Below are 11963 nucleotides of genomic sequence, written 5' to 3' on the forward strand. Positions count from 1 at the left end.
CGTGTCCCGTGAGCGGCTGCAACGGTTGAATACGCTCCTTGGCATGAAAGAAAAGGCCATGGAGAAGGCCGGTGAGATGCTTAAACAGGCGCGCGAGCAGTTTGCCGCCGGGAAAAGCAAGCATGACCAGATTGTCAGTTACCGTCAGGATTACGTGGAGCAATTGCATCGTATGGGCGATAGTGGGTGTACGCTCGGGCGATTGCGCAATCGCATTGATTTTATCAATCAGTTAGACGCCATTCTTATCCAGTTGAACCAGCAATTGAGTCAGCTTGCCAAATTTCGCACCCAATGTGAAAAAAAATTTTTACAGGCTAAAGCAGAAAAAGACGCCGTTATTCGCTTGATTGAACGGGTAAAATTACAACGAAGCGAGCAGCTTGCCAGGCTTGAGCAAAAGGAAAGTGATGAGTACGCGCAAAAGCAATGGTATAGTAAAAACTCGACGAACAACCCTGATAAACGCGGTGGTTAACTTTTTTAAGCGAATAAGGATTTTCCTGGCTGCTTTCATCATTGTCGCGGCATTACTTTCCAGTCTGTTTCGTGCGCTGACGCCCTGGGCTACGCAGTACAAATCGGAAGTGGAGCAGCATTTGTCAGCCCTGCTGGGAGAATCGGTGATGATTCAGTCGATGGAAACAGGGTGGTATTGGTTTGAGCCGGTGATTAAGCTCAATCAGGTCACCGTGACTGACGCGCATCGAGACACCATCAAACTTAGGCAATTGTTGGTGGGCATTAATCTGTTCAGTTCGCTGTGGCATTGGCAGATTCAACCGGGCGTGCTGTACATCAATGACGTGAAGCTGACGGCAAGGCAACAGCAGGACCAATGGCAGATTGATGGCTTAACCACCCAGGACAGACAGCCCATCCACTGGACCGACGACTCTTACCAGCCGGTTTTAGCCTGGATTCTGGCGCAACAGAAAATCATCATTAAACACCTGTCCTTGGACGTGCATTTAAAAGACGGCACCTTTATTCCTGCCCGCGGCATTAACCTGGTCATTGGCCGAAGTGGTTGGGGGTATCGCATCAAGGCCAAGGCGCACCTTCGTCAACAGGTGCCGACCGCGCTGGAATGGGTGTCTTACCTGACGCTTGATCCCTACCATCTCGACAAGACAGAGGGGCAAGTGTACCTCTCATTGAAAAACGTGGTGCCCGCGCAATGGCAGGGCTTTTTTAATCCAGAACGCTACACGGTGACGGATGGCCGCGGGGATGTGCAGGTGTGGACGGATATTAAGGCTGGCCACATCGAGGATGCCCAGGCGCGGGTTGATATCTACCGTTTGGCCTTGACTGACAATCAAACGCAGCGCCATAACCGCCTGGATCGCTTTAAAGCCAATTTAGCCTGGCAACTCACGCGAAATGGATGGCAGTTAAGCGGCGATCATGTGGGTCTTGAAATTAATCATCGCCATTGGCCGCAAAATCAATTCCTCGTGGAGTATCAAAAGCCGCTCAACACCTGGACACTCTATGTTAAACAATTAATCATCGAGTCCCTGTTGTCATTGGATGTCTCCTGGCCTGACTCGTTTAAACCCTGGTTAGCCGTTAAACCCCAGGGCCTGCTTAAAGATACCCGCATTCAGGTTAAAAACGAAGCGCCTGTCTTCCTGCTGACGCAATTTAAAACCTTGGGCTGGGAGGCATTCGGTCCTTATCCCGGGGTAGAAAACCTGTCAGGGGTGTTAAGCTGGCAACCGCATGAAGGCCATGTGGAGATTGACGGTGAATACACGGTCATTAAACCCAAAGACAAACCGCCAGTGACCTTTTTATCCTTCAATACGGTGCTGGACTGGAAGGAGCTTAGTCATGGCCTGCGCATCAGCCTGGATAGACTCGTCTTAAGGCATCCGGATTTGCTGTTCAGCGGCAATGGCGTTCTTGATGACGTGACAGCCAACGAGATAGGCCATGTCACGTTAACGGCGGCGTTATCGGCAAGCAACGCCCAGCGCTGGCTGCTTTATCTTCCCTCCCAATCGCTTAAACCCAAGCTGGATGCCTGGCTTAAACACGAGGTGAAGCGCATTGATAAACTTGTTGCCAATGTCACTGTCAATGGCCGTGGCGCCGATTTTCCCTATGACAAGGCCGAGGGTGAATTTGAAATCAATGGTCATTTAAGCGGGGTCGATTTGGTTTTTGCTCCCAAATGGCCGGTGACGAAAGACATTGAAGCCTACGTTCAGGTCCATCAACGCACCTTTAATGCCGATGTGGTCCATGCCAATCTGCAGGGCATTGTGTTAAATGAAGCCAATGTGATTATTAATAACCTGGGGTTAAACCGCGAAACCCTGCTGGTGCACACGAAAGTGGATACCAGTGCCGGCAAGGCACAAGGCTATGTTCTGGCCTCACCGCTGAGCAAAAAACTCTCGGCCTTAAACAGCCTGCGGATGAGCGGTCCCTTAAGTCTCGATATGCAGCTTGAAGCGGCCTTGTATCCTGAAAATGATGACATCCTCGCCTTAGGCGACATCACCTTTAAAAACAATCAGGTAAAAGTCAATCACACGCTTGAAAACATTGAACTGCACGAGTTAAATGGTTCCCTGCAATTTGATCATGAAGGTGTGCTCGACAGCAGTTTGCAGGCGTCGCTGCTTAATAATCCTGTGTCGATACTGATTCAGTCCATACGCTCCTCTAACCCCCGTACCGAGGTCAGGATTAAAGCCAAAACCAACATCGCCCTGTTGCGCGACAAATTGAATTTATCCATTTTTGAATTGATGCGGGGGGATTTCTGGCTGGAGGGGCTTTTAGTTATTACCGAGAATAAACAGGACCTTGATCAATTTCAGATTAGATCCTCTTTAAGCGGTCTTAAAATCGATTTACCGCCGCCATTAAACAAAACCGCTGACAGTCAAGCGCCATTAACGGTGGACATCCATTTCAATCCCGACAAAGCCCTGCGTTTTCGCATCAATTACGATTCTAGGCTCAGTGCGGATTTGTGGTTCAGCGGCCCGAAAGGCCAGTTTCATCTGCAAAAAGGGGAAATCCGCCTGGGCAGTTCGACGGCACGCTGGCAGGAGCAGATGGGTTTGCAGATTGTCGGCTCGCTGGCCTCGTTTGATTTGCGCCAATGGCTGGATACCCTGGCCAAATTACCTGCCACCCGCAGCAAGGAAAGCGTTAGCGACGCGGTCAGTTTCATTGACCTGCGTTTCAAACAGGCGCGCATTGCCGAGCGCAATTACACCAATCTGGCCGTGCAGGCCACCCGGTTAAATGCCAATGAATGGTCTATCGAAGTTGAACAACAACAGTTGAAAGCCAATCTGCGTTACAAAATCAAAGAACGTTTGTTAAGCGGGGTATTGGGTCACCTGTATTGGGATAAAACCAGCGACAGGCAGCCCAAACCATCCAGGCTTAACGTCAGCGACATGCCCAATCTGGATTTGCGCATCAATGATTTTCGTTATGACGCATTCAATCTCGGGCAAGCGGCCTTAAAAATGACGAGAGCCCACAAGGCCTGGGTGCTTGATTATTGCAAAATCAAAACCCCCGCCTATCAAGTGACTGCCACGGGCCAGTGGCAGCAGGACGCAAAGGTCAATCAAACCCAAATCAAGGTGGACATGCAGATTAATGATCTGGCCGGCAGTTTGACCCGATGGCATATCAGCCCGGTGGTTGAATCGTCGTTTGGCCAGATTGAACTGAGAGGCACCTGGCCCGGTTCGTATACGGATTTTGCCTTAAATAAGATCAAAGGGACAATGGCGCTTTATTTCAAGCATGGCCGCATTACCAACTTAAGCCCTGAGACGGAAGAAAAACTGGGGCTGGGTAAATTATTAAGCATCCTAAGCCTGCAAACCATCCCCCGACGTTTAAAGCTGGATTTCAGCGATCTGAAAAATGACGGCTACAGCTTTGACGTGCTGAAAGGCAGTTTTGAGGTCAGGAACGGGGCGATAAGCACTCAGGACAGTTACATTGACGGCCCGGTGGCCTATGCCAGCATGAAAGGCAGTCTGGACCTGGCAAGACAGCTTTACGATGTGGACTTGCAGGTGTCGCCGCACATTACCGCGAGCCTGCCCATCGTCGCGACCATTGCCGGCGGTCCCGTGGCGGGTGTGGCCACCTGGGTTGCCAGCAAGATCATTAATCAGGGCATGCAAAAAATCAGAGCCTATACTTATAAAATATCAGGACCGTGGAAACAACCGGTGGTGCAGCAAGTCAGTATTTTCAGAAAGGAAAAAAACCAGTGACCTGGAAGCAAAGAAAAACTTAACCCGGGATTGATCGATGTGGCTTGCCATTTTTAAAAAATACTGGCGTGTGACGACCTTCAGGGAAACCCCTGCCAATACGCCTTACTCGCTGTTTATTCTTCTGCTGACCATTCTGATTTATTTTTTAATCGTCACCCTGCAATGGGAATTGATGGATTTAAAAAATCAGTTTCCTTTATCAGACACCATGCTTGCAGCCATCCTGTTGGTCGTCTCTTATTACGCCTATACCGCGTTGTTACTGGCTGCCACCGGCAAAAGTAACCGCATCCTGCAAACCTTGACCTGTCTTTTAGTCTGCCATCTCATCATTCTGATGGTGGGGTTTATCATTGTTTTTTTAACGCCCCTGCTGGCCAACGCCGACATGACACAGGTTGGCATGCGGCTGTTGGTTATGATTTATCTTTTAAAGGTTCTGGTGTTAACATTATGGCAATTTTCAGTGGCCGCTCACATTTACCGACAAGCCCTGGATTCGGATTATCTGACCGCCATCTTAGCCAGTTTCGGTTTACTGGCGGCCAACATTTTAACCATGAGTTTCTTACGGTGAGAGCAACATGCATTTACACATTTTGGGAATAGGCGGGACCTTCATGAGCGCGCTCGCTATTTTGGCTAAGGAAGCCGGACATCAGGTGAGTGGTTGTGACGCAAACTGTTATCCGCCGGTCAGTGACTTGCTCGCAGCGAAAGGAATTGAATGGTCTGAGGGCTATGAGGACACGGCCAGGGCACTCAAGGCTGACTGCGTGATTGTCGGTAATGCCATGAAGCGCGGCGTACCGGTACTCGAAGCCGTGCTCAATCACAGCAAACAGTACACCTCGGGACCCGAGTGGCTGGCGCAAAACATTTTAAACCGTTACCGCGTGTTAGCGGTGGCGGGGACTCATGGTAAAACCACCACCACTTCCATGCTTGCCCATATTCTTCAGGAAGCCGGCTTGAATCCGGGCTTTTTAATTGGCGGCGTCGCGCCCAATTTTGCCACCAGCGCGCGGCTTGGGGCGGGGGAATGGTTTGTGATTGAGGCGGATGAGTACGACAGTGCCTTTTTTGACAAACGGCCCAAATTGATGCATTACCGTCCACACATTGCCGTGTTAAACAACCTGGAATTTGATCATGCGGACATTTACACGGATTTGGCAGCCATCAAGCAGCAGTTTCACTACTACTTAAAAACGATTCCATCCAGCGGGACTGTCCTTAAACCCCGGGATGATCAGGCATTAAATGAGGTCATTGCCCGAGGCATTTACTCCAATCTCGAAGAACTAGCGCTAAACGGCACAGCCACCTGGCGGGCGGAGATTTTGGATGAAAGCGGCAGCCACTTCCGCGTCTGGCATCAGGACAAGCTCGTGGCTGAGGTACAATGGCCTTTAATTGGTCGCTTTAACATTGAAAACGGCCTGGCAGCACTCGCCGCCAGTACTCACGCAGGGGTCAAGCCTGGCATTGCAGCCGAAGCCCTGACCCGCTTTACGCCGGTCAAGCGGCGTCTTGAAGTCAAATCCAATCGCCACGGCATCACCGTCTATGATGATTTTGCGCATCACCCCACGGCCATCGGCAAAACCATCGAGGCATTAAAGCAAAGCCAGCGGCATCAACGGATTTTTGCGGTCATGGAATTCGCGTCCTATACCATGCGCTCGGGCGTGCATGCGGCAGACATGGCGAAGGCGCTGGCGCCGGTTGATGGCGCCTTTGTCTTAAATCCCCAGCAGTTTAATCTCGCTGACTTAGCCAGGACCTGGACTTGTCCCTATCAATTGCTACCGGATACCGACAGCATCATTGCCAGCCTGGTCAATACCGTGCAGCCGGGCGATGCCGTGTTGATTATGAGTAACCGGGGCTTTGATAACATTCATCAGCAGTTGGTTCGCCGCATTGATGAACGCTTCTTATCCGCCTCATCCATGATTTAAAGCAAAGGTTATTGCAAATTCTTTGGCAGGTTGTTATAAAAAAAGAAAGTGCTGATTAACAAGATCTCTGCACTCTGGTATTTTTGTTAACCCTAATACCAAAAAAGTTGCAAATAAATACCGACAGGCTTACAAGATGTGCGTGGTTGATTGATGGGCAACATAACGGACTGACTTTTATCATCCTTAATGACGATGCTCGCTTAACAGCCAGCGTGGAGGATTGCCATGCCAGACTATAAGGAGTTATTGGAGAAAGCGACGAAGCTGCCTGGAAATCTGGTTGTGGCCCATGATAAACGTTATTCGTATGTTTCCATGTTTTTTACTTCTGTTTTATGCACCCAGGCCTACACGGATGCCCTGCTGATTCAAAAAACAGCGATTTGTCTCAATCACTACAAAGCCAGTGAGGAGGATAAGAAATTAATCCTGACAGGGATGTACATTTACGTGGCCAGGAAAAATTACAGCGGTTTGGCCATCCTGGGCGATAACACGCTGTTGCAATTGCTGCATGACCATCTGAAAATCAAATCATTCACTGAATTCAGCGCCGGCTTCATCAAGGCCTGTTACGAGGAACTGGATAAATTTTCTGACTGGGTTTATGAACAGAGGGAGTTTGAAGAGCCGCACACGCTCTACACCGCGTTTCCTCACGATATGAAAATCGTGATCCAGGGTCCTATCGCAGAAGAAAAAAATACTCACGGTTGTCTTGGTCTGGTCTCTGATTGCCTGTCCGGACTGAGAATATAAATTATTGAAGGGAGGTAGTATGGAGATACCAAATTATGAGAGTCTGCAAAAGGCCACGCGGGAACTGATTGGCTCGTTTAATGATCTTGCCAAACGGTATAAGCCGGGTTCCTATCAGGCGCTGCTTCAGGTGGTTAAGGGCCTGAAAGAAACATACGAACAAAACGTTGAAAAGAAACAACAAAAAAAATCCAGGGGATTGTTCTCATTCACGTATTTCACGAACCCCGCTATTTATTTCACGAATACCGTACCCGATCAACTGCGCCTGGAGCAAATTGCCTGCATCACCCAACTGGCAACGACGCTGCCGGAAACCCTGGAAGAAAAAAAGACGGCCAACTATTTCGGGATTTTATTAGGCAGCATTATTTATCGTTATTTAAGGCTGGAAATGGCCTATCAAGGTTTTTCAGCCGTGGGGTCCGACTCAGAAAACTGCGCATTAAAAAAAACCCTGGCCGAGGTGCTTAAATTAAACACGGATAACGCACTGGATGCATTGACTGTGTTTGAGTGCTGCAGTGCCTATCAGACGTTTTTAAAGCAGGATAAAATTGCTGATACGTTTGCATACATTAAAAGCGACAAGGAGTTTTTTAGCAAACTAAGCCACGTCATTGCCGAATGTCAAACTGACAGCGAGATGATCTTAAGGCGCATAGAGTATCTCCACGTCATCCAGAATGTCGATGAGGTCTTAACCCGCCTGGATGGTCCTACCCGTCTGCTCTTCCCCCCTTTAATTAAAGAATTAAAAGCCGCCATGGCTGAAAAGCAGGAACTCAGTGCAGCAGAGATCCAGGAATTTTGGAAAAAATACGCGGTCAAACTCAAACCGCAGGAGGCGGTGTTGCTGGAAAAAATAATGGTGTCAACTATTAAAAAAGAAGAGCTTGATTCTAAAGATTCAAGCATTTCTCCTCTCGAATGCAGGCTCGGAGACCGATTAAACACGTACAAAAAATATGTTTTGTTTGGCGCGTATGTGACCACTTTGCAAAAGGTCAATGAACTATCCGTCGCCGAGCTGAACCCGTTGGCAAAAAAAATGAATACCGCGTTGACTGAAACGATCTCTAAGGCACTCAAGATTGATGCCTCAAATCGGCTTGAGAAACAAGACCTGAGATGGGGCTTTGATTACATGGAGCATTTCTTAAAAACACCTGGTATTGAGGAGCAAATCACTGCCAAGGCCTGGGGAAGAGCCGATATTTTAAAAGGCTATGTGGTGACCAGCCACAAAGCGTTGGACGAAGTGGATGAAGTGGATGAAGGTATGGTGTTGAAAGTCTAGGGCTTAGGGCTGCTTCGCAGCCCTGCAGGAATCAAGACACCTGTTCAAAGGCCAGATTTCCATTCTGAAGCACCACGTTAATGGTATGCCCTGGCGTAAATTGGCCGGTCAGGATGGACTGGGCTAAGGGATTTTCCAGTTTTTGCTGAATTGTGCGTTTGAGCGGGCGGGCGCCGTAGACGGGATCAAAACCGGCTTCCGCCAGATAATTCAGCGCGTCTTCGCTGAGGTCAAGGCCGATATTCTGGGCGCTTAACCGGTGTTGCAGGTAGCGGATTTGAATCGCGGCGATGTTGGCGATTTGCGCCTTGTCAAGCGGATGAAAGACGACGCTGTCATCGATGCGGTTAATGAATTCAGGCCTGAAATGCTGCCCGACGATTTCCATGACCGCTGTTTTCATCTGCTCGTAATTGAGTTTGGACGCCATGTCCTGAATCAGATGCGATCCTAAGTTGGACGTCATGACAATGACGCTGTTGCGGAAATCAACCGTTCGCCCCTGTCCATCCGTCAGGCGGCCGTCATCCATCACCTGCAGCAGGATATTAAAGACATCACTGTGCGCCTTTTCCACCTCATCCAGCAGCACCACGGAATAGGGCCGGCGTCTGACGGCCTCCGTCAGGTAGCCGCCTTCTTCGTAGCCCACATACCCCGGAGGAGCGCCAATTAACCGCGCGACGGAATGCTTTTCCATGAATTCGGACATGTCAATGCGAATCATCGCTTCTTCCGTGTCAAAAAGAAACGCAGCCAGGGCTTTGCAAAGTTCGGTTTTACCCACACCGGTTGGTCCTAAGAACAGGAATGAACCAATCGGGCGGTTGGGATCGGCTAAACCGGCACGGGAGCGGCGAATGGCATTGGCCACCGCATCGACCGCTTCATTCTGGCCGATCACGCGTTTGTGTAGGGCTTCTTCCATGTGGAGGAGTTTCTCTTTTTCCCCTTCAAGCATTTTGGCCACAGGGATACCGGTCCATTTTGATACCACCTCGGCAATTTCTTCCTCCGTGACTTTGTCGCGGAACAACTTGGCCTCCTCGCTGTTTTGTCCTTCCCCCGCCTGGGCCAATTGCTTTTCGAGTTCTGGAATACGGCCGTACTGCAGTTCGGACATGCGGGTTAAATCCCCGGCACGGCGGGCGGTATCGAGTTCTATTTTGGCTTGTTCGAGTGCTTCCTTGATTTGGTTGGCGCCTTGCAGGGCGGCTTTTTCTGACTTCCAGATTTCCTCAAGATCCGCGTAATTTTTTTCCAGTTCGCCGATGGTGGTTTCGAGATCGTGCAAACGCTTCCTGGAGGCTTCGTCGTGTTCCTTTTTTAAGGCTTCGCATTCAATTTTCAACTGAATGAGGCGTCTGTCCAGTTTGTCCAGGCTTTCCGGTTTGGAGTCAATTTCCATGCGGATCTGGCTGCCGGCTTCATCAATGAGATCGATGGCCTTGTCAGGAAGCTGACGATCAGTGATGTAGCGATGCGAGAGGGTTGCTGCGGCAACAATCGCCGGGTCGGTAATCTCAACGCCGTGGTGCACTTCGTAGCGTTCTTTGAGACCGCGTAAAATGGCAATGGTGTCTTCAACACTGGGCTCATCGACTAAAATTTTCTGAAAACGCCGTTCAAGGGCTGCGTCTTTTTCGATGTATTGACGGTATTCATCCAATGTGGTGGCGCCGATGCAGTGCAATTCACCGCGTGCCAGCGCCGGTTTCAGCATGTTGCCGGCATCCATGGCGCCTTCGGCTTTGCCGGCGCCGACCATGGTGTGCAGTTCATCGATAAACAGGATGATTTGACCTTCCTGCTTGGCCAAATCATTTAACACGCCTTTCAGGCGCTCTTCAAATTCGCCGCGGAACTTGGCGCCAGCGATGAGAGCCCCCATGTCCAGCGAGAGCAGGCGTTTGTCCTTTAATCCTTCTGGCACTTCGCCGTTGACTATTCGTTGTGCCAGTCCTTCAACAATGGCGGTTTTTCCTACACCGGGTTCACCGATGAGTACGGGGTTGTTTTTAGTCCGGCGCTGCAAAACCTGGATGGTGCGGCGGATTTCATCATCACGGCCGATGACCGGATCCAGTTTCCCCTGTTCGGCGCGTTCGGTGAGATCAAGGGTGTATTTTTCCAGCGCCTGACGCTGTTCTTCGGCATTGGGATCCGTGACCTTGTCGCCACCGCGGATTTCCTCAATGGCTTTTTCAATGACCTGTTGGCTCGCGCCTGTCTGTTTAAGCAATTTGGCCAGATTGCCTTCTTCGCTTACGGCGGCCAAAACGAAAAGCTCGCTGGAAATGTAATTGTCCTTGCGCTGCTGCGACAGCTTGTCTGTCAGATTCAAGAGACGGTTTAACGCATTGGAGATATGGATGTCGCCGCCGGTGCCGCTGACTTTGGGTAATTTATCGAGAGCCTGATCCAGCAGGTTTCTCAGCATGGGCAGGTTGACGCCAGCCTTGCTGAGCAGGGGACGGCAACTCCCGCCCTGTTGATCGAGCAGGGCTTTTAAGACGTGTTCCGGTTCAATAAATCCATTGTCCCGGCCTAAGGCAAGTGATTGGGCATCAGCCAGGGCCATTTGAAATTTGGAGGTGAGCTTATCCATACGCATAGTGCAGTCTCTCTTAAATGAGTTATTTAAATTAACGGATACCTACCGTAAAATGAGGTTCTAATTCAAAAAATCAAGTAGCTACTATGAACAATAATCCGACTCAGGACAATCTCGAATCGCAAACCCTGTTAAATAAACTGGTGATCGAATACCTGCGCGAACAACGACGTAAACGCCGCTGGCGATGGATTGTGCGGGCAGTCATTGCCCTGCTCATTGTTTACTTTTATTTTGCTGCATCAAGCCTCAGTGATGACAGAACCGCTAAAAACAAACCGCATGTCGGCCTTGTTGATATCGAGGGGACTATTTCGGATACCGACACAGCCAGTGCTGATAATTTTGCCAAAAGCCTGGCTGCCGCCTACAAAAGCAAGGGGTTACGGGCTTTGCTTGTCCGCATCAATAGCCCCGGAGGCAGCCCGGTGCAGGCGGACTACATGTACAATACCCTGCAGTATTACCGTAAAAAATACCCCAGCATTAAAACCTATGCGGTCTGTGTCGATATCTGTGCTTCCGCGGCCTACTATGTCGCAGCAGGTACTGATGAGATTTATGCCAATCCTTCCAGCATGGTAGGCTCCATCGGGGTGCTTTATAATGGGTTTGGTTTTGTCGACGCCATCCAGAAACTGGGCATCACCCGCCGTCTGCAAACCGCCGGTACCAATAAAGCTTTCCTCGATCCCTTTTCTCCAAGCACGCCTGAGCAGCAGCAAATGCTGCAAACCATGCTCAATGAGGTGCATCAGCAATTCATTGACAAGGTGAAACAGGGACGCGGCAGCCGCCTTAAAATTGATGGCGATACGTTTTCAGGTTTATTCTGGACGGGGACTCAATCGAAAGAAAGAGGACTCATTGACGGCTTTGCCAGCAGCGGTGAACTCCTGCGTGACATCATCAAACGCGAGGAGGTTATTGATTACACTTACAAGCAAAGCGTGTTTGACCGCATGACAAAAAACATTGGTGCCGCAGTAGCCAATCAATTACCGGCTGCACTGGGATTAAAAGGCGGGATTCAGGAGTAAAGGCCTGCCTCC

8 protein-coding genes are annotated in these 11963 nt (G+C 49.9%); 7 read left to right on the plus strand and 1 reads right to left on the minus strand.

Features of this window, described 5'->3' with window-relative positions:
- The first annotated feature begins 1 nt into the window (after position 1).
- From fliJ to Lrub_RS05790, 6 genes are all read left to right on the plus strand, one after another.
- Positions 2 to 478 carry a flagellar export protein FliJ gene (gene fliJ / locus Lrub_RS05765; RefSeq protein WP_237760757.1) on the plus strand — a complete coding sequence of 159 codons (477 nt, stop codon included), beginning with the start codon at positions 2 to 4 and terminating at the stop codon, positions 476 to 478.
- Entirely contained in the window at positions 411 to 4268 is a 3858-nt protein-coding gene (locus tag Lrub_RS05770) for a YhdP family protein (protein WP_065235719.1), read from the plus strand. Before fliJ ends, Lrub_RS05770 begins: the two co-directional genes overlap by 68 nt.
- A 37-nt stretch (positions 4269 to 4305) precedes the next feature.
- Positions 4306 to 4848 carry a hypothetical protein gene (locus tag Lrub_RS05775; protein WP_058531220.1) on the plus strand — a complete coding sequence of 181 codons (543 nt, stop codon included), beginning with the start codon at positions 4306 to 4308 and terminating at the stop codon, positions 4846 to 4848.
- 7 nt (positions 4849 to 4855) lie between these two features.
- Positions 4856 to 6235 (plus strand): UDP-N-acetylmuramate:L-alanyl-gamma-D-glutamyl-meso-diaminopimelate ligase, encoded by a 1380-nt coding sequence (mpl, locus tag Lrub_RS05780; protein ID WP_058531221.1) that lies wholly within the window; start codon positions 4856 to 4858, stop codon positions 6233 to 6235.
- A gap of 228 nt (positions 6236 to 6463) precedes the next feature.
- Positions 6464 to 6997 carry a hypothetical protein gene (locus Lrub_RS05785; protein WP_058531222.1) on the plus strand — a complete coding sequence of 178 codons (534 nt, stop codon included), beginning with the start codon at positions 6464 to 6466 and terminating at the stop codon, positions 6995 to 6997.
- A gap of 19 nt (positions 6998 to 7016) precedes the next feature.
- The gene (locus Lrub_RS05790) at positions 7017 to 8297 is read left to right on the plus strand and encodes a hypothetical protein (RefSeq protein WP_058531223.1); all 1281 of its coding nucleotides are present in this window, start codon (positions 7017 to 7019) and stop codon (positions 8295 to 8297) included.
- Positions 8298 to 8328: 31 nt separating this feature from the next.
- Here Lrub_RS05790 and clpB read toward each other — a convergent pair whose 3' ends face one another.
- Positions 8329 to 10911: an ATP-dependent chaperone ClpB gene (clpB, locus tag Lrub_RS05795; protein WP_058531224.1), complete on the minus strand. Its 2583-nt coding sequence runs from the start codon at positions 10909 to 10911 to the stop codon at positions 8329 to 8331.
- An 86-nt stretch (positions 10912 to 10997) separates the two neighbouring features.
- Here clpB and Lrub_RS05800 point away from each other — a divergent pair, with 86 nt between their 5' ends.
- Positions 10998 to 11951: a S49 family peptidase gene (locus tag Lrub_RS05800; RefSeq protein ID WP_058531225.1), complete on the plus strand. Its 954-nt coding sequence runs from the start codon at positions 10998 to 11000 to the stop codon at positions 11949 to 11951.
- The last annotated feature ends 12 nt before the right edge of the window (positions 11952 to 11963 follow it).

Source organism: Legionella rubrilucens (assembly GCF_001468125.1).
Lineage (GTDB): Bacteria > Pseudomonadota > Gammaproteobacteria > Legionellales > Legionellaceae > Legionella_C > Legionella_C rubrilucens.

Excerpts from the sequence above, each read along its gene's own strand:
- Lrub_RS05770 (WP_065235719.1), top strand. The coding sequence starts at position 411 with ATGAGTACGCGCAAAAGCAATGGTATAGTAAAAACTCGACGAACAACC.
- Lrub_RS05775 (WP_058531220.1), top strand. The coding sequence starts at position 4,306 with ATGTGGCTTGCCATTTTTAAAAAATACTGGCGTGTGACGACCTTCAGG.
- mpl (WP_058531221.1), top strand. The coding sequence starts at position 4,856 with ATGCATTTACACATTTTGGGAATAGGCGGGACCTTCATGAGCGCGCTC.
- Lrub_RS05785 (WP_058531222.1), top strand. The coding sequence starts at position 6,464 with ATGCCAGACTATAAGGAGTTATTGGAGAAAGCGACGAAGCTGCCTGGA.
- Lrub_RS05790 (WP_058531223.1), top strand. The coding sequence starts at position 7,017 with ATGGAGATACCAAATTATGAGAGTCTGCAAAAGGCCACGCGGGAACTG.
- clpB (WP_058531224.1), bottom strand. The coding sequence starts at position 10,911 with ATGCGTATGGATAAGCTCACCTCCAAATTTCAAATGGCCCTGGCTGAT.
- Lrub_RS05800 (WP_058531225.1), top strand. The coding sequence starts at position 10,998 with ATGAACAATAATCCGACTCAGGACAATCTCGAATCGCAAACCCTGTTA.